This window comes from Niallia sp. FSL W8-0951, from assembly GCF_038006525.1.
GTDB classification, from domain to species: domain Bacteria; phylum Bacillota; class Bacilli; order Bacillales; family Cytobacillaceae; genus Niallia; species Niallia circulans.
Genome location: NZ_JBBOVK010000001.1, coordinates 3,514,421 through 3,533,290, shown reverse-complemented (window position 1 = coordinate 3,533,290; position 18,870 = coordinate 3,514,421). Strand labels below are relative to the sequence as shown.

Here is an 18,870-nt window from a genome sequence, read left to right as displayed (position 1 = left end):
ATAATTGCCCCTCCAGGAAGTATTTAAAATAAGTTAATCTGCATTTGGTATGCGAGAAAAACAAAAGTGACTGTTACATATAAGATCGTTCATTTAACATTATTGATAAATATCTTTTTGTGTATGGATAATGTCAAATAACTCTTTCAATATATTTTGATAAACTGAATCTGTGGAGGAAGATAGTATCTGTAATTGACGAATAGCACCTTCACAAACACCCCATCTTGTATAAGAACTTTGAGTTTCTTCTAAAATAAAACTTATTAATTCTTTTTGTTCTTGTGATAAATGATCCCAACTTATACACTTGTCAAGTAATTTTCTTATTTCCCTAATAGCGGATTCTTGATCGTCGGCTGAGTTAGGTGATTTATACGGAAATAAAACTTGATTTGTTTGTTTTGTAATTTCAATGTTATTTTCTAAACGTAAAATATTGTAATCTAAAATATCAGAGCTATTTATATTCAGCTTTATTTGATCGGAATATCTAAACTGATAACCTAAACTCCCAATAAAATGAGTGGATAAATCCATTGCGCTCTTTTCGATATCTTTTCCATAAACGTCTATTAGGCGTTTTGACAGCCAATTTAATTCTTTATAATGTCTTTCTTGCATGTAACTTTGTAATTCCTCATCATTTTCGCCCAAAGAGATATTATATAATTCTGAGATTTTCTCCGTTCCATAAATGGAATGCTTTACCCGAAGCTGGGTATAAAATAGCTGCTTATCGTATGGACTTCCTTCGAGCAACAACGTATTTTGTTGTTCGTCAACCTTTTCGTCAACTTTTTGAATAATATAAAGAATCAATTGTGATTTTGTAGAGAAGTAATTATAAAATGTGCTTTTGGAAACTTTGGCTTGTTCCAAAATATCTTGGATTGCAGTATCATGATAGCCTTTTGTTCGAAATAATTGTTTTGCTGCTTCAATGATTTTTTCTTTTTTACTCATACAATTCTAACTCCTTTAAATATGATGGATATCATTATAATACCAATCTATCATAAAAACAAACTTGAGTACAGAAAAATGAACTTCGGTTTGATTGAAAGGGGGAATGGAATGATTATTCCTTAAAGATTTAATATCTTAATCAAGGTAAAAAGTCCGTCAGCAAGGAGGTGATAAAATAAGTGTTCTATTGAATACAGCTATCAACTGAGGAAGAAGGTTCCTTATACTTTCTATATAATAGTTATTATATAGAGGCTGAGGAGGGTCCTAGAAGTTATAAAAGTTTATAATCCTATTACCGATCAGGGTGGTCTGAAACTCTAGTGTTACTCACTAGAAAATCTTCACAAACTACTCTAATGTCACAAGATGTACATTAATGGAATGAGGAAAGCCCTCATGCATAACGATAAGGGCTTTTATCTTTTCTATTTATTAAAAAAGTTTAAAACACGATCATTAATTTGTTCTGGCTTCTCCATCGACATCAAATGACCTACCCCTTTTATAATCTCTGTTGTAATATGAGGAGAGGAGTTCTTGGCACGATTAAAAGCTTCCACAGGATCATACATTACTTCTTCTTCTCCAAGTAACAGAAGAATTTGAGTCTGAATTTGGGCTAATTCTTCATCCTCAAATACATAAGGGAATGCTTGTTCCACTTGAGTTGCTTTTGGTGGAGAAGACACAGTGTCCTTCATTCCAGCTATTAATTGTTGTTTTATAAGAGGGTCAACAATATAACGGTTATTAAAAATCCATTTTAAAAAGTTGTTAACTCCTGCTTCATTACTAACCAATCCGATAGCGTAAGAATAGAATTCAGGATTAAAAGGAATATAAGTAGCGGCTGGGCTCATAATAACAGCTTTATTCACCTTATCAGGGAAGAAGGTCAAGAAATTAACCGTATGTAAAGCACCATAGGATAAACCTACAATATTTGTTTTAGCAATTTTCAGAGAGTCTAGCACTTCATTTAACCAAGAAGCATAGCTTAATCGATTTGAAAATGGTTTCTCCGCAATGCTTTTATTTGTATCCCCTAAAATATCTATACAAATGACTCTATAATGCTTACTCCATTCTGCCACATTTGGATACCACATGGTCGAACTCATTTTAGCACCATGCAAAAGGAGTAGGGGTGGAGACAACTTATCTCCACTCTCAATTATATAGGTGTTTCCATAAGACGTTTCTAAAAAGTAAGAGGAAAATTGTGTTGGCCATAGTGCTTTTAATGCGTTATCGTAAGATTGAATGTATGTACTTTTTGGGTCATCTGACTTTAAATGATTCATTTTTAATTCCTCCACATAGTTGTTTTTATTAAAACTCACCAATCGTTTTAGTTGAGTTTTAAGAAATAGATTACGCCTGATTTTAGATCACTGTTTGTTAAGAGTTCTTAAGTTACAAATAGATTAATAGATTGAACTCTTGTGAGTCGATTTAAATAGTCATAATAATTCCTCCCATATCTCTAAATTTCAAAGCCATATCGAATTTCTAGATATCCTTTCTCCTTCAACACTTAAAAGAGTGTCCGTAAGGGGGATTATTTAATAGAAGAGATACTGTTTATTCAGCTTTAATTGATGGAGACTTTATAAAAAAACATAATACAAATGCGATGGCGATTAGAATGAAGCCGGATATAAAGGCATTCTTAAGACCATTCAACAACGGAATAAAGGAAGAGTCTTCATAATAGCTTGAATATTTGGTCACAGTAGCTGACATAACCCCAACCATGACTGCAGATCCTAGTGAGGCAAACACTTGTCGAACAGTATTATTAATAGCAGAACCGTGACTTATCAAATCATTAGACAATGCATTTATTCCCGCAGTGGCTAAAGGCATCATGACAAATCCCATACCTAGCATTCTAAAAGAATAAAGACAAACAATCCACCAAGTAGCTGTATTGTTAGTGAGGTATAAGAATGGAAAAGTTGCTGCCGCTAGAATGAACATGCCCATTATTGATATTTTTTTAACGCCAAACTTATCAAATAATTTCCCTGATATTGGAGAAATAATACCCAGTACAATCGCACCAGGAAATAATATTAGCCCCGATTGAAGTGCTGAAAAGTTTTTTATAGTTTGTGTATAAATAGGTAAAAGAACTTCAAATCCAATCATAGTCATAAAAATAATAGAGACAATCATTGTAGACAATGTAAATGTTCTACTTTTAAAAACTTGTAACTCCAAAAAGGGTTGAGTGAGTTTAAATTGTCGATGGGAAAATAAAATTATGATTAGGAGGCCAGCTACGCAAGAGAACCCTGTAATTTTATTTTGCCACCCTATATTCCCTGCAACACTAATCCCATATAGCAGGGAACCTAAACCTATGCTACTAAGCATAATAGAAAGGATATCAATCTTCGGTTTAGTTAAATTAATGACGTTTTTCAAATAGAAGCATGCCAGTAACATGTTAATCACAGCAATTGGGAGAATTATATAAAATAAGTATCGCCAATTAAAATAATCAACAATCCATCCAGATAAAGTGGGAGCAATAGCAGGAGCAAATGCAATAACAATTCCTACTAACCCCATAGCCTCTCCTCGCCGTTCAACTGGATATACTAAAAACATTAATGTCTGCATTAAAGGAATAATTAATCCTGAACCAACCGCTTGGATGATACGTCCTAATAACAGTATGTTATATGTAGGACTGAGTGCACAGATTACTGTGCCTATTACAAAGCTTACCATTGCTGCCATATATAATTTTCTATTATTTATTGTATTTAACAAAAATGCTGAAGTGGGAATCATGATGCCACTGATCAACATAAACGCAGTAATGAGCCATTGTGCATTAATAGCACTAATGTCTAGGTCAACCATTATCTTTGGCAAAGCTGTGACCAATAATGTTTGGTTTATGATAGTTAAAAAAGTACCAATCATTAAAACGAGGACAAATCCGGCTCTACTAAATTGATTTCCATTAATGTCGATGGGATGTGCTCTAATATTTGTCATTCTTCTTATCCTCCTGTTGTATAAAATAAAACTCGAGTATATTTTTCTGAACTCTAGTACAATACCATGATAGAATTGAATAATAAAGATGTCAATATCCTTTTTGTTCCGGCACAACTACTTGATGTGCAAAATTAGGAATGGTTATGCTTTCCAGTTATGAATTATTCATACTCTTTAATGATTCTTAAATAGCAACAAAGAATAACTTCTTTTCCTCGCCAATATAGATAGGAGGAGGAAGAGATAGTTCACTTTTTTCAGATAATAGTTTCACTAAAGGACAACATGCATTTACAGATGGAAATAGTGCTGACCATTTATTTCCTTTTTTTCTATATAAAAAGAAAAGGAGTGGTTCAGAATGACAATGGGCTTTGATTGTGCTACCAAGTTAACAGAAAAAATGGCAAAAGACTTGTATGGAGCAGGGTTTCGCTATGCTGCACGCTATTTAGGAGATAGCTGGAAGTCCTTTAATAAGAAAGAGGCAGAAGTAATTCAAAAGGCGGGAATAAAGCTGATTAGTATTTTTCAAAAAAGAGCTAATAAGATTTCCTATTTTACAGAAAAGCAAGGAACAGTAGATGGGAAGGACGCAGAAAAGTGGGCAAAAGCAGTTGGGCAGCCAGAAGGAACTGCTATTTACTTTGCAGTTGATTGTGAGGTTACAGGAAAGCAAATGGCCCAGATCCAAGCTTACTTTTCAGCTGTGAAAAAGGAGCTGATATCTTATAAAATAGGAGTATACGGTTCCTATGCAGTGATGCATACCATGAAGGGGGAGGTTGATTACTTATGGCAGACCTATGCATGGTCACGCGGAGAAGTCGCTCCCTTTATTCATATGTATCAATATGAAAATAATATCATCCTAGAGGGCGTCAACATTGACCGGAATCAGATTATGCAAAATCCTGGGCATTGGGACACGGAAAAAGTGCAGGCGAATAAGTATACTGTTCAGCAGGAAACAGGTGCCTTTCTAACAGCGGCAGATGCTAAAGCTGGCCAAAATAAAAAGGGAATCGTCAAGCCAGGAATATACTCGATTTTTAACAAATCTCAAGGAATGATAAATGTCACGAAAATAGCAGGAAAACCAGGATCATGGATTAACCCGCAGCAAGAAACAGTACACATCGTCTCCAGTGGAGAAACGTTAACGAAAATTGCCAAAATCTATGGAATGAGCCTTTCATCCATCCAAGCAAAAAATCCACAGATTAAAAATGTGGATCTCATTTACCCTGGGCAAGCGATAAAAATTTGAATTGACTAGACAAATTTTGAAAAAATGAAGGGTTTTCAAAGACGGAGAGCGAATAAGAAGGAGAGGTGAAAATATAGATGAAAAAGATAGAAAACGAAGTTCGATGGGGAATTATTGGCTGTGGAGATGTGACAGAAGTAAAAAGTGGACCAGGCTTTCAATTAGCGGAAAATTCAAAGCTAGTGGCAGTTATGCGCCGCAATGGTGAATTGGCTAAGGATTATGCGGAGCGTCATCATGTTCCTAAATGGTATGACAATGGCGAAACACTAATAAATGATCCAGATGTCGATGCTGTTTATGTCGCTACCCCACCAGCTTTTCATAAAGAATATGCACTTCTTGCCGCAAAAGCAGGGAAACCAGTGTATGTAGAAAAACCAATGGCAAGAAATTATCAAGAGTGCCTAGAGATGATTGAAGCATGTAAACGAGCAGATGTGCCTTTATTTGTTGCCTATTATCGTCGCGCACTTCCTCGTTTTCTAAAAATAAAAGAAATAGTCGACAGCGGTGTACTTGGGGATATTCGCTTTGTGCGGACAATCCAATACCAGCCGCCGCTGAAAGATGATCAAGCATGGAGAGTGCAGCCAGAACTTGCAGGCGGTGGACTATTCCTTGATTTAGCAAGTCATACATTGGATATTCTGGATTTTCTGCTTGGACCGATTAAGGAGGCAGAAGGATTTGCAACCAACCAAAATGGCAGCTACGAAGCAGAAGACATGGTGACCGGCAATTATCTATTTGAATCAGGTGTGCATGGAACAGGAACATGGTGTTTTGGCGCATATGACCATGTGGACGAAAACGAAATTGTCGGAAGCAAAGGGAAACTGACTTTTGCAACCTTTGGGAATGGTCCCATTACTTTAACAACATCAGAAGGAACGGAAGAGTGGGTAATCGAAAATCCACGTCATATTCAGCAGCCTATGATTCAATTGATGGTGGATGAGTTAACTGGAAAAGGCACTAGCCCAAGCACAGGCGAAAGTGGAGCAAGAACAAACTGGGTGATGGATCAGCTGATTAAAGGGTATTATGGGGAAAAGGCATCTCGTTGAGAGGTGCTTTTTCGTGTGGCAGCGATGACTTTGTTTTGGCTGATATATCTCCAGTTTGGCTGATTCCACCCTTACTTTGGCTGATATTTTCTCAGTTTGGCTGATTCCACCCTTACTTTGGCTGATATTTTCTCAGTTTGGCTGATTCCACCCTTACTTTGGCTGATATATCTCCAGTTTGGCTGATTCCACCCTTACTTTGGCTGATATCTGGAAAGTTTGGTTGAAAAAAATCGTTATTTTTGCTGATTATCTACTCTATTTCAGCATATTAATGACAACATTGCTAAAAAATTAACTTTCTATCTTGTGACATTTCTTTATAAACAAGTTTTCTTTTTCAAAAATCCAATCTTTACAATAAAATCCGAAGCACCATCTTCTGCTTCGGGATTTTTTCCTATTTTTAATTTTTTATTTCGAACTTGCAGTAGCTCTTCGGATAAAAAATGATAGCACTAATGCAACACTCGCAATAATCGTAGCTACAATAAAAGCGTCATTAATTCCACTGATTGTAGATGCTTGAGCTGCTTTTCCATAAACTGTAGAGATTGCTAAGGTTTGACCTGCTCCGGTTGGAAGTCCTGTGAGACCAGCTAAACCTTGACCAAGCTGAGCAAATTTCTCTGCAATATATGGGTTGGCAGACGAGATAATGTTGTTATAGTTATCTAGATGAAAAGCGGTACGATTGGTCATGACTGTGATTAAGAAGGCAGTACCAATACTTCCCGCAACTGTTCTGGCTGTATTGGAGACAGCAGTTCCATGACTCGTTAAGTTTAATGGGAGCTGGTTCATTCCCTCTGTCATAACCGTCATCATAATAAATGACATCCCGAACATCCGGAAAATATAAAGCATCATGAGATGAGAGTAAGATGTCTGCATCGTTAATTGAGTGAAGCCCCATGTAGTCAGAACCGTAATGATTAAACCGATGATCGCTAGTGGTCTTGCCCCAAAGCGGTCAAAAAGTTTTCCGGAAATTGGTGACATGATTCCCATTACAATCGCACCTGGCAGCATTAATAATCCAGAATCGAGGGCAGTGAAGCCGCGGATATTCTGCAAATAGATTGGTAAAAGCAGCATTGCCGCAAACATCGCCATATTGACAATCATGCTTACTAATGTTGTTAAAGTAAAGATACTATATTTGAATACACGTAAGTCTACCATAGGCGCTTCTGTTGTAAGTTCTCTCCAGACGAAGAGGCATAAGAAAATTACTCCGATAACAAGAGAAAGAACAACTACTCTGCTATCCCATCCGTTATTTCCTGCTTCGCTGAAACCATAAAGCAAGGAGCCTAGGCCGACTGTACAAGTGATAAAGCCAATCGTATCAAAGACTGGATTGGATACTTTTGTTACATCCTTCATCCACAGAATAGCGATAATTAAATCGAGAATGCCGATTGGAATAACAAGCTCGAATAAGACTCTCCAAGAATAATGACCGATTAACCAGCCTGATAAAGTTGGCCCAATGGCTGGTGCGAAAATCATGACGACACCCATAATCCCCATTGCTGTTCCGCGTTTTTCGGGCGGGAAAATAATTAAAAAAACGGTCATTAAAAGTGGCATTAATAAACCGGCGCCTGCTGCTTGGATGATACGCCCAATTAGAAGCATCGAAAATCCAACAGAGGTCGCACAGACAATGGATCCGATGGTAAACGCGGAGATTGCTGAAATCAACAGTTTCCGTGTTCCTAGTTTATTGATTAAAAATGGAGTGATTGGGATAAACACACCATTTGTCAGCATATATCCAGTGGACAGCCATTGGACGGTGCTTGTTGATACATTTAAATCGTTCATAATATGTGGAATGGCCACATTTAGTAAAGTCTGGTTCAGAATAGCGACAAATGCACCTAGCATGAGGGCAACAATCACTTTACCGCGGTTGATTTCTTCGGCCGTTTCTAGTGGTTTATAAGGAGCTTTTGCTTTTTTTGATTCTTTGGCTTCAGCTGCTTGCTCCTCTTCATCCGCTATTTCGTTAGATTCGACAGCATTAGCAAGGCGTTCCTTTTCATTGGATATTCCTTCATTTGTTTCCATTGCTTCTGCTACGCCATCTTCACCGTCTTCTTTCATTGCATCTGCATGCTCTATGGTATCCGACGACTCTTCTTGTTTTACCATCTCTGATTTTGTAAGGGATGACGTGGTGTCATTTTCCTTCTTGGCATCTTCCATAACGCGGCTCGGTTTTGCTACTGTCTTCTTTTTTCGTAAAAAAAGATTGATGATCAGCAGAAGGAGGATGCTTCCTATAATATAGCTTGTGATGTAAGTGGTCATATCCATCACCTACTTATGAATTCTTACGGAAACGTTCATACCTGGAATTAGTTTTAGTCCGCCGTAGTTATCGATAGAGATTGTTACCGGAACTACTTGTGTTTCTTTTGTATAGTTTCCTGAGCTGTTGTTGCTTGGCAGAAGGGAGAATGTTCCTGCTGTTGCAAGTCCTAAGCTGTCTACTTTTCCTGTTAAAACAGTCTCTGGGTAGGCATCTACATATAAATCAACTTCTTGCCCAACTTTTACTTTGTTAATATCTGTTTCATCGACATTTGCTGTTACCCATAGATTTTCTAAATCATAGCTTTTAGCAAGGGAAGTTCCTGCAGCAACAAATGTATTTGGGACAGCGCTAGATTGAACAATGGTACTATTTTCTGGAACAGTAATATCCATTTTAGTTGTACCTGATTCTGTTACAACCTCTACAGTACCGATTTTTTCGTTTTTGTTAAAAGAAGTACCTGCTTCGCCTTTCCAATCCGTTAATTTACCTGTTGCTGGTGATGCGATGCTGATTTGTTGTCCAGCAATTTGAGCATTATCTGTTTTGATATAGGAAACAGATTGGTCGTAGAAATAATAGCCGGCAAAACCTCCGCCAACTAACACAATCAATAGGATAATATTTAATAAAATCATGCGTTTACTATTCATGGTTGTTCCTCCTCAATTTCATTTAATATGGTCAGTATTTTTTCATTTAGCTCAAGTAATTTGTTTATGTCTTCCTCTGGAAGCTGCATAACTTCTCTTACTTTTCCTGCTAGAATAGAAGTCCCAGCGAAATATTGCTGCATGACGTGCTGACCTTCTGCAGTTAGTTGGATGTTGACCGATCGACGATTGTTTTCAGGAATGGTTCGTTCAATTAATTGTCGTTGGGATAGTCGATCGATAACACCGCTAACGGTGCTTTTGGTTAAAGATAGTTTTGTTGCAAGTTCTCCAATGCCGATATTAGGGCAGAAATAAATTCTGTACAGCGTTTTTAACTGCACGGCTGTTAAATCCAATTTCTTCGCATCAAGGTGCACTAGATGGTTATAGGCTTTATTAATACGAGAATAGGAGCGGATTAATTCATTATTTAACGACCCGTTCATCTGAATTTTTCTCCCTTTCTAATAGTTTTTATCAGAACTGTTCGTATGCGAACTATTGGATTTTCGCATATTTTTTTGGAGAAGTCAATGGATTTGCTGAGATCTTGTTAAGGAAATCACTAATTTATGAATCAGCTGTAAATGGTTTGTTTTTTTCTTCAAAAAGAGCGAGAAAGGCATCGACCACATTTGGATCAAACTGCTTTCCTTTGTTCAGCCTAATTTCGTGAAGAATTTCTTCTAAAGGAATTTCTTTTCGATAAACGCGACCGGAAGACATCGCGTCAAAGGTGTCTGCAACTGCGACGATACGAGCGAGCAATGGGATTTCTTCTCCCTTTAAGTGTTGCGGATAACCTTTTCCGTCAAAGCGCTCGTGATGATATAAAACAATATCCAATATCCCACTATTTTTATATTGCTTAACATGTTTAATGATTTCATACCCTTTTGTTGTATGTTTTTTTATTAATTCATATTCAGTTGCTGTTAACTTTCCTGGTTTTGTTAATAAAGATTCGGGGATGCCGATTTTTCCAATATCATGCAGTAATCCGCCGATATGAATAACCTCACATAAATGATGGGGGAGCTCCATTTTTTCGGCAATTTGCATGGCATATTTTGCGACATTTTTCGAATGGTGCATCGTATAGGAATCTCGGGAGTCGAGTGCATTGGAAAGTACTTTTGTTAAGGCTAAATTATCTTCCATCACTCTTTGCACGCGTGACATAAAGGCAACGGATATGAACGTGATCAGAAGATAGGTTAATAAATAGGTAATAAAAGTAAGAATAGATGAAGCATGTGGCTCCGGAATGAAAAAAAATCTACAAACAACAACTAGAAACGTCAACATTACAATCTTCCAAAGAGAGCTATTGTAGAAGCCGAGTCCCAGAAAAATAGAGCATAATATATATAAAATAAAATAATTATCATGGTTTTGCAGAATATAGCGATTTAAAATGATACTAATGATAAAGAGAATAAAGAAAAGATAACGAAAATAAGCAGGATTATTCCAAATTCGATGATGCATATCGGACCTCCAGTGCTAATCTTAATCGAACAAACCTCTATTAATGGAAGCATTCCCTATTCTTCTAATTTAATAAGCTTTGCAGGGGAGAAATATTTTCTAAAAAAAAGTTCATACTACAAAATGAAAATAATTCCTGAGGTGATCAGATGAATGACCAACAACGTTCCTTTTTTGATCGATTAGTTTCCATTCAAGAAAAATATACAAAAGAGGCGCAAGAGTATTGGAGTTTGTATTCAAACATAGATTCATGGCAATTTTGGGTGGTGCTGCTTATGTTAGTTGTTCCCCTGATCGTCTTATATTTTACCATTGACCGCAAGCGGATTTTCATCATTGGTTTCTTTGGATTCGCCGTGCATATGTTATTTTTCTATGCAGATGCAACTGGTATTCGCTTTGGGTTATGGGCCTATCCATATCAGATGCTTCCTTTCTTACCAAGCTTTTCGCTAGATGGGTCGATTATCCCAGTCGCGGTTATGCTAGTATTTCAATGGACATTAAAACACGAAAAAAACTTCTATCTATATGCCGTCATTTTAGCAGCCATTTTTGGTTTTGGCTTTAAACCATTGTTGACAAGCATGGGGTTATTTGAACCATATAAATGGGTTAACTTTTTTCATATTTTCCTGATTTATTTGTTCCTATATATTGGTGGATATTTAATTACAAAACTATTTATGAAATGGCAAGAAGATGAGTAATTTATCTGATTTCGGCAAGGATAAGAAGGAACATTTAGTATAGATTATAGATCGGAGTCTATTCCATGCTCGTTCTTATCCTTATTGTACTTTTATTTAATACGATAGCATATAGCATTCCAAAACGATTAACTCCTATTGAAATGTTGACAACAACACTATTTGCAATGTTAATTCAGTTACTTACAGATATCTATCTTAGTTTGAAATATAATATTTATGGTTACTTTGAAAAAGGGCCTGACTGGGATAGCTTTATCTATATTCTGGGAATTTATCCTGCGGTCAATATTATTTTTCTTAATTGCTTTCCGTATAAAAAGAAGCTCAGGAATAAGATACTCTATGTTTTTGTCTGGGGCGTCTTTGCCATGATCTTTGAAACGATATTTATTTGGAGTGGTACCTTCTATTTAAATGGTTGGAAGCAATCATATTCTATATTTACGTATCCAGTTCTTTATGTCACGCTCCTATTATTTCATCAATTCACAGTGAAATTAATGAAAAGAAGCAGGAAAGAAAGCGACCATTAAACAGCCTTCGATTTGGTATAATATAAGGAAATACTAGAATTAGGTGGTTTGACATGACAATTCTTATATTTATCATCGCCGGCATAGCCGAAATTGGTGGAGGCTATCTTATTTGGCAATGGCTTCGTGAAGGAAAACCCTATTATTGGGGAATTTTTGGCGGGATTTCGCTCATTTTATATGGTATTATTGCAACCTTCCAATCTTTTATGTCTTTTGGTAGAGTATACGCTGTATATGGAGGTATCTTTATCATTCTCTCTGTATTATGGGGGTGGGGGATAGATAGAAAAACACCAGATATATATGACTGGTTAGGGGCAGGAATTTGTTTATTAGGTGTGATGATAATGGTTTTTGCACCGCGTCATTAAATGCTGGTTTTAGGATAGCTTCCTTTCTAATAGTTAAAGTGCTTCCTCTATAAATCTTCTTAAATAAATAATCCCTTAGAAATTGGCATCCTTTTCAGTAAAAGGAGGAAAGTTGGAATAGTTTCCATTATAACTAGAGTGGATAATCATTCGCTATTCAGCAAGAGATTACATGAAAATAGGGTGATCGACATAAAAATAACGTTCCATGCTTTTTTAAATAATATGACATTAATAATTGCTTTTATGTTTTTGGTACTGCAGTTAAAAGAATATCTTGTCTTGCGATATAAAAATATTCTCAAGTATATGTGGGTTACTCCAATTTTTGTTAGTCTATTAAGTATTGCAGCCATGTGGGAGCCACTAATTTATGGGGAAGTGCGATTGGATTTACGAGGTGTTCCGATTTTTTATATTTCTTATTTATTGGGATGGAAATATGGATTAATCTCGACCATCTTACCAGCTTTATATCGCTATCAGCTTGGAGGCACCCTTGTAATGGATGGGATATTTCAGGCAATTATTCTGCCATTTATAATAGGCGCTTTTTTCCAAGATAAGAAGTCTTATAATCCACCATATTCCATTATAAATATGAAGCATATGCTGAGCGCATTTTTCTGCTACCAGATCCTAAGGCTATTTTTTATTCTTCAGACGACCCATGTTTCGTTCATGACAGTAATATTACTTATAGTATTTGAACTCGTTGCTGTTCTCTGCATTTTTCTTATGCAAAATAGTGTTAGCAGAAAACAGTTATTACGAAAAGAACTAGAATATCATTCAAGACATGATAGTATGACCGATTTATATAATATTCGTTTTTTTCGGACAAATGTTGAAAAGCTAATGCAGAATAATGTCCCCATTGTCATTGCCATGATGGATGTAGATTATTTCAAAAAATATAACGATATCCATGGTCATCCAGCTGGTGATGCTGTACTACGTACAATTGCGCAGCTATTAAATGATACGATGAGACAAGAAGACATTTTTGCCCGATACGGCGGTGAGGAATTTATTATGTGCTTTACCAAAATAACGAATATGCAGACAGCTGCAAATATTGCAGAGCGAGTTCGAAAAAATGTGGAGGATTATCGATTCTTTGGGGAAGAGACTCAGCCTAATGGGAAAGTAACTGTTTCTGTTGGAATAGGCGGTCTTTCTGCTGGGAAATCACTAGATGAATTAATAAAAGAGAGTGACCAAATGCTGTATAAGGCAAAGAAATTAGGCAGAAATGTAGTAGCGTGCAGTTCCTCCTAAGTGAGGGACTGTCCTTCTTAATGAGTCGTTTTCCAAAGAAAAAGACAATTCCGATGTGATAGAAAAAGGTGGAATTGTCCTATTATAAAGTTTACTTTTGTGATTCACTTGCAAAGACAGTTTCCAACTCTTTCATTAATAATGCTGCGCCTTCTTTACTTAACACAAGCTTTCCATTACCAACCGTGATATTATCGGGGGAGACTTCTCCTGTAATGGCACATTCTTCAAAAGCTTTATATTTTTGGAAGACAATTTTTTCCCCTTCGACAAAAATTTCTAAAGGATCTTTAATTTCAATTCCTAATGTTCTTCGCAATTCTCTTGGAATAACAATACGACCTAATTCATCCACTTTACGAACAATTCCTGTGCTTTTCATACTTTTTCCCTCCCTATACATTTTTTAATATATATCCTATATTTTAACATACTGTCTTGGAAAATGAAGAAATATTTTGAAGTAAAGATAACTTGCTGGAAGCATATCACTAGAATTAGCTACAAGCTTTCCACTATACTTTTTTTGAAGAGGAAATCTTTTCTAATTAATAGAAGGAGGATATAATCATGCAAACAACCATTCCACAAATCACGCTTAATGACGGTCTTGTTATTCCAGCAATTGGTCTTGGTACCTATAATTTACGAGGAGCAACTGGGGTTCAGGCCATGACATCAGCAATAAACATGGGCTATCGGTTACTAGATTCTGCATTCAATTATGAAAACGAAGGCGCAGTTGGAGAAGCAGTTCGCCGCAGCACCGTAAGCAGAGAACAGTTATTTATTACCTCCAAACTTCCAGGACGCCATCATCAATACGACAAAGCCATCTATACCATCCAAGAATCACTATACCGCACCAAATTAGATTATTACGATTTATTTTTAATTCACTGGCCAAACCCCAAAACGGACTTATATGTAGAGGCATGGCAAGCCTTGATTGACGCCAAAAAATGGGGACTCATTCGCTCCATCGGCGTATGTAACTTCCTGCCAGAGCATCTCGATCGCTTGAAAAAGGAAACTGGCGTACTGCCAAGCATTAATCAAGTAGAGCTCCATCCATTTTTCTCTCAAAAGGAACAATTGGCCTACGATAAAGCAAACGGTATCGTAACCGAATCATGGAGCCCACTCGGCCGCGCAAATAACGTTCTAGAAAACGAAACAATTAAACAAATAGCAGAAGCACATGGAAAAACAATATCCCAAGTCATCCTTAGATGGCACACCCAACTAGGAGCATTACCAATCCCAAAATCAAGCTCCCCTGAACGTCAACAAGAAAACTTGGAGATATTCGATTTTAAACTGAACGATGCCGAAATGAATAAAATTTCCAGCCTAACCCGAGCTGACGGCCGCATTGCCGATCAAGATCCAGCTGAGTATGAAGAGTTTTGAGGTAGTTTGACTTAAGGAGTGGGGAATTGAGCGGGGCGGTTGGTTGGAGAAGTTCGGTGTGAATTGGCTGAAATATGGGTGGAATTGGCTGGATTGAGGTAGATTTTGCTGAAGCAGGCGAGGAAATCAGTGGAGATGACAGTAAATTTGGATGAGGTTGGCGAATATCAGCTGAAGTAGTGGTGGAATCAGCTAGAGTGCGAGATATATCAGCCAAAGTAAGGATGAAATCAGCCAAACTAGGAAAATATCAGCCAAAGTAAGGATGAAATCAGCCAACCTGAGAAAATATCAGCCAAAGCGAGGGTGAAATCAGCCAAACTAGGAAAATATCAGCCAAAGGGAGGTTGGAATCAGCCAAACTAGGAAAATATCAGCCAAAGTAATGGTGGAATCAGCCAAACTGGGAAAATATCAGCCAAAGTAATGGTGGAATCAGCCAAACTGGGAAAATATCAGCCAAAGTGAGGGTGAAATCAGCCAAACTGAAGAAATATCAGCCAAAGTAAGGATGAAATCAGCCAAACTGAAGAAATATCAGCCAACCCAATTTCCCTCTCCCCACCAAAAAGGATTTTCAAGCAAACAAATAGAATAAATGAAATAGAGAAAGGAAGTGGTAAATTGTTTATAAACGAAATTTGTAAGAGTAATAGATTAAAAACAACGGAAATTCTGGTCAAAAGATTAAAAGAAACGTATAGGCTGAGACCAAATGTAGTGGAAGATTTAAGGAAGTTATTAGCAGGCTATCGGGGTGAGAAAGATATGAAGTATTACTTTCAATTTTTGCCAGACAAAGATTGCCTCATCATTCATAATCTTCGTCTTTACGATGGAAAAACATATTTTCAGATGGACTACCTCATCCTCACGCAAAAATTTGCACTTATTGTTGAATGCAAAAACTATTATGGAGAAGTAGAGATTGACACTAACTTTAATCAGATGATTCGCAAAGTAGATGAAAAGGTAGAAGGCTATTCTAATCCAATTTCCCAAGCCAAAAGGCATCAACGTCAATTGCAAAAGTACTTTCAACTGCACAATCTCCCGCCAATCCCCATCGAATTCATCATAATATTCAGCAGTTCATCCACTGTATTAAAAGGAAGTCCAGCCATCAGAGATAAAGTCATTCACAGTCATAGTTTTATAGAAAAATGGGACAATCTCTCTCAAAAATATAAAGTGACTGTGGTAGAAGGGAAGCTCCTCCGCAAAGTATCCAAAAATCTCCTGAAAAATAACACTCCTGAAAGTATTGATCTACTAAGGAAATATGGAATCCCACAAAGCGACCTCATCACAGGCGTACAATGCCCATCCTGTGAAAAATTTGCAATGATACGTCAAAAACGCAAATGGTTCTGCCCTCACTGCAACACATATGATAAACATGCCCATCACCAAACAGTGAACGATTATTTTTTATTAATAAAAGCCACTATTACCAATAAAGAATTCCGGAACTTTGCCAATATATCCTCACGTGAAACAGCTGCCAAAATGCTAGTGAAAATGAATTTGCGAAGTATAGGAGAAAATAGAGGAAGAAAGTATCAAAAACCATAAGCAATTGGATAAATATACGAATGGATGATGAGTAGAGAATAAACTATGCTCATTATCCATTAATTATTGGGAAAAGTGGGGGAGGAATCAGCCAAAGTGGAGGAGAAATCAGCCAAACTGGGAAAATATCAGCCAAAGTGGAGGAGAAATCAGCCAAACTGGGAAAATATCAGCCAAAGTGGAGTTGGAATCAGCCAAACTGGGAAAATATCAGCCAAACCCGAGCCAAAATCATCCAACCCTCCCCACCAAAACTCATCCCGCCAACAAAGTCTTCATCAATCGCTTCTCCAGCACAATATCCGTCATATTCGGATTATGCTTCTCCAACTGAGCGCCTTCTTCGCAAAGCGCAGCTGCTTTATCATGATCGCCATTTACATACATTTCATACGCTGCTGCAATTCGTTTATTGCTCATCTGTTTGATTGTTAAGAAACGCTTAACTTCTTTATTCTCATAAATAGATTGGACTTCTTCCTTGTCACCATCCAGTACAGTTAACAAAAACAAGCGCTCTTTGGCAACCTCCACCCGGAAAAGGGGGATTAACTCGTCTTTCCTTGCCCACAGTATGTCATTAATTCTTTTTGCCTCTTCAAAATCGAGGCGGTCCATTGCGCGAACTTGTTGCATGCACAGTCCCCACTGGGAAAAATAATCCTTCCCATCATCGCCATCGGGCAGTGCAAATAGTTCTTCTGGCAGCTCTTGATAAGAAACGCCATTGGAAGTTTGGGCGTTAATATAGAATTGACTAAATAGCTGCCATTGCTTTTTTTCGTTGCTCCAAGCCATTTTTAGCGTCATCCCATCATTAAAACCATAGGGAATAATATTGGTTACTCCAATGAAGAGGCCAAGGAGTACGAATAGAGTGACAGGGATAGGGAAAGCATTCCCATATATAATCCAAGCAATGCCGCCAACCACTAAACTACTGAGAAAATTTATGATAACTCCGCCGCATAAATACAACTTAAAGGGATACTTGCCTTTCACATATTCGGGAGGAGCCATTAAACATTGGCCTAATGTACCTGGCATATGCAGCTTTTTCAACTTTAAACCGTCTTTGGTGGCAACAACCATCCAGGAAAAAACGCGAAAGGAAACAAGCGAATAGCCAGTCAATTTTCCAAAAATAAGATGTCCCCCTTCATGTAAAATAATATGTATAATATAAAAAGCAAGGAAACAAACTACGCTGATAAGAATATTAGTTATACTCCATTCTTGCGATAAAAGAGCGAGCATAAGTGCCCCGCCAAATACTCCTCCAATCAAAGCCATTCCAAGTGTTGAAAGAAATTTCTTCATGCCATAACTCCAATCTTAAGAAATCGTGTTAAGATAATTGTAACAAAGCCTTATGCATTCATCTATCAAAAAAAGCAATTTATCCCAAATCGTCAAAATAGTATGAAACACATAGACATAGTAAAATAATAGAGAAGGTCTACATAAAAAAGGAGCGTGTACCTAATGAAGACAGAGCAGCAATATTTTGAAGAAGGCACAACGATTCAAACATATATGGAAAACATGAGTACATTAAAAGAGGAAAGCTATGAAGTATATGACAACTTCTCTTTACCGCAAGATAGTTTTATAGAAGAATTAAAAAAGCATAAGTTGCATTTCCTAACGATTACGGAAGATTGGTGTGGCGATGCGATGGTGATTAATCCTGTTCTTCGCAAAATAGTGGAAGCGGCGGATCTGCCAATGCATGTGGCATTGCGAGATGCAGATACAGATTTAATTGATCGCCATTTAACAAACGGCGGCAGAGCAATTCCTATGGTGCTTATTTTAAATGAACAAGGCGAGTTAATTGGCAAATGGGGACCGCGTGCACCAGAAGTCCAAGAAATAGTTAATGAAGGACGCGCTAAGCTTCCTGCAAAAGAGGACCCAGCATTTGCGGAAAAACAAAAAGAGTTTTACGAAAGCCTGCAAAAAAGATATCGCACGGAGCCAGCTATTTGGACATATGTATACAATAGCTTTAAGAGCAGAGTCCAAGAGATTATTAAATAAGCAGACAGCCCTTGAATTTGAGGGCTGTTTTTTAATTGGTAAAAGCTTTTGTTTGACATCGAACTCTAAAATCATTAATATAATCGCATACGATATATCGGATACGATGTATTTGGTGGAATTGATGTA

Annotated in this window: 18 protein-coding genes; 9 read left to right on the top strand and 9 right to left on the bottom strand. The window is 37.1% G+C overall.

Annotated features, from left to right (window positions below):
• Positions 1-99: 99 nt before the first annotated feature.
• The 3 genes from NSS71_RS17255 to NSS71_RS17245 all read right to left on the bottom strand — a co-directional run bounded on the left by NSS71_RS17255 (position 100) and on the right by NSS71_RS17245 (position 3,987).
• Complete coding sequence (locus NSS71_RS17255; protein WP_341151872.1) at positions 100-966, bottom strand: TetR/AcrR family transcriptional regulator; 867 nt, start codon at positions 964-966, stop codon at positions 100-102.
• 431 nt (positions 967-1,397) lie between these two features.
• Positions 1,398-2,276 (bottom strand): alpha/beta fold hydrolase, encoded by an 879-nt coding sequence (locus tag NSS71_RS17250; protein ID WP_047942618.1) that lies wholly within the window; start codon positions 2,274-2,276, stop codon positions 1,398-1,400.
• 280 nt (positions 2,277-2,556) lie between these two features.
• Entirely contained in the window at positions 2,557-3,987 is a 1,431-nt protein-coding gene (locus tag NSS71_RS17245; protein ID WP_095320437.1) for an MDR family MFS transporter, read from the bottom strand.
• 364 nt (positions 3,988-4,351) lie between these two features.
• Between NSS71_RS17245 and NSS71_RS17240 the strand changes: the two genes are divergently transcribed.
• A complete protein-coding gene (locus tag NSS71_RS17240) occupies positions 4,352-5,260 on the top strand; it encodes a glycoside hydrolase domain-containing protein (protein WP_341151871.1) in 909 nt (302 codons plus the stop codon).
• Positions 5,261-5,337: 77 nt separating this feature from the next.
• Positions 5,338-6,330 (top strand): Gfo/Idh/MocA family protein, encoded by a 993-nt coding sequence (locus NSS71_RS17235; protein WP_095320439.1) that lies wholly within the window; start codon positions 5,338-5,340, stop codon positions 6,328-6,330.
• A gap of 414 nt (positions 6,331-6,744) precedes the next feature.
• Here the strand turns inward: NSS71_RS17235 and NSS71_RS17230 are convergent, their stop codons facing one another.
• The 4 genes from NSS71_RS17230 to NSS71_RS17215 all read right to left on the bottom strand — a co-directional run bounded on the left by NSS71_RS17230 (position 6,745) and on the right by NSS71_RS17215 (position 10,806).
• The gene (locus NSS71_RS17230; protein WP_341151870.1) at positions 6,745-8,652 is read right to left on the bottom strand and encodes a DHA2 family efflux MFS transporter permease subunit; all 1,908 of its coding nucleotides are present in this window, start codon (positions 8,650-8,652) and stop codon (positions 6,745-6,747) included.
• Between the two features lie 9 nt (positions 8,653-8,661).
• Complete coding sequence (locus tag NSS71_RS17225; RefSeq protein WP_047942613.1) at positions 8,662-9,312, bottom strand: HlyD family secretion protein; 651 nt, start codon at positions 9,310-9,312, stop codon at positions 8,662-8,664.
• On the bottom strand, positions 9,309-9,761 hold the full coding sequence (locus NSS71_RS17220) for a MarR family winged helix-turn-helix transcriptional regulator (RefSeq protein WP_047942612.1): 453 nt from the start codon (positions 9,759-9,761) through the stop codon (positions 9,309-9,311). The genes NSS71_RS17225 and NSS71_RS17220 overlap by 4 nt, the downstream gene beginning before the upstream one ends.
• A 124-nt stretch (positions 9,762-9,885) precedes the next feature.
• Positions 9,886-10,806, bottom strand: coding sequence for an HD-GYP domain-containing protein (locus NSS71_RS17215; protein ID WP_328283025.1), 921 nt, complete (start codon positions 10,804-10,806; stop codon positions 9,886-9,888).
• Between the two features lie 149 nt (positions 10,807-10,955).
• Between NSS71_RS17215 and NSS71_RS17210 the strand changes: the two genes are divergently transcribed.
• From NSS71_RS17210 to NSS71_RS17195, 4 genes are all read left to right on the top strand, one after another.
• Positions 10,956-11,519 carry a CBO0543 family protein gene (locus NSS71_RS17210; protein ID WP_047942610.1) on the top strand — a complete coding sequence of 188 codons (564 nt, stop codon included), beginning with the start codon at positions 10,956-10,958 and terminating at the stop codon, positions 11,517-11,519.
• Positions 11,520-11,584: 65 nt separating this feature from the next.
• Positions 11,585-12,055 carry a CBO0543 family protein gene (locus tag NSS71_RS17205; protein ID WP_047942608.1) on the top strand — a complete coding sequence of 157 codons (471 nt, stop codon included), beginning with the start codon at positions 11,585-11,587 and terminating at the stop codon, positions 12,053-12,055.
• Positions 12,056-12,108: 53 nt separating this feature from the next.
• Positions 12,109-12,429 carry a YnfA family protein gene (locus tag NSS71_RS17200; protein WP_341151869.1) on the top strand — a complete coding sequence of 107 codons (321 nt, stop codon included), beginning with the start codon at positions 12,109-12,111 and terminating at the stop codon, positions 12,427-12,429.
• 183 nt (positions 12,430-12,612) lie between these two features.
• Positions 12,613-13,710: a diguanylate cyclase gene (locus NSS71_RS17195; protein WP_235844510.1), complete on the top strand. Its 1,098-nt coding sequence runs from the start codon at positions 12,613-12,615 to the stop codon at positions 13,708-13,710.
• A 91-nt stretch (positions 13,711-13,801) separates the two neighbouring features.
• On the opposite strand, the gene NSS71_RS17190 is transcribed toward NSS71_RS17195, so the two are convergent.
• On the bottom strand, positions 13,802-14,092 hold the full coding sequence (locus tag NSS71_RS17190) for an AbrB/MazE/SpoVT family DNA-binding domain-containing protein (protein WP_047942606.1): 291 nt from the start codon (positions 14,090-14,092) through the stop codon (positions 13,802-13,804).
• A gap of 188 nt (positions 14,093-14,280) precedes the next feature.
• Here NSS71_RS17190 and NSS71_RS17185 point away from each other — a divergent pair, with 188 nt between their 5' ends.
• Together NSS71_RS17185 and NSS71_RS17180 are read left to right on the top strand one after the other, a co-directional pair.
• On the top strand, positions 14,281-15,123 hold the full coding sequence (locus tag NSS71_RS17185) for an aldo/keto reductase (RefSeq protein WP_047942605.1): 843 nt from the start codon (positions 14,281-14,283) through the stop codon (positions 15,121-15,123).
• 624 nt (positions 15,124-15,747) lie between these two features.
• Positions 15,748-16,698: a nuclease-related domain-containing protein gene (locus NSS71_RS17180; protein ID WP_341151868.1), complete on the top strand. Its 951-nt coding sequence runs from the start codon at positions 15,748-15,750 to the stop codon at positions 16,696-16,698.
• 255 nt (positions 16,699-16,953) lie between these two features.
• On the opposite strand, the gene NSS71_RS17175 is transcribed toward NSS71_RS17180, so the two are convergent.
• On the bottom strand, positions 16,954-18,018 hold the full coding sequence (locus NSS71_RS17175) for a hypothetical protein (protein WP_341151867.1): 1,065 nt from the start codon (positions 18,016-18,018) through the stop codon (positions 16,954-16,956).
• A gap of 165 nt (positions 18,019-18,183) precedes the next feature.
• On the opposite strand from NSS71_RS17175, the gene NSS71_RS17170 reads away from it, so the two are divergent.
• On the top strand, positions 18,184-18,741 hold the full coding sequence (locus tag NSS71_RS17170) for a thioredoxin family protein (protein ID WP_061799550.1): 558 nt from the start codon (positions 18,184-18,186) through the stop codon (positions 18,739-18,741).
• Positions 18,742-18,870 lie beyond the last annotated feature (129 nt).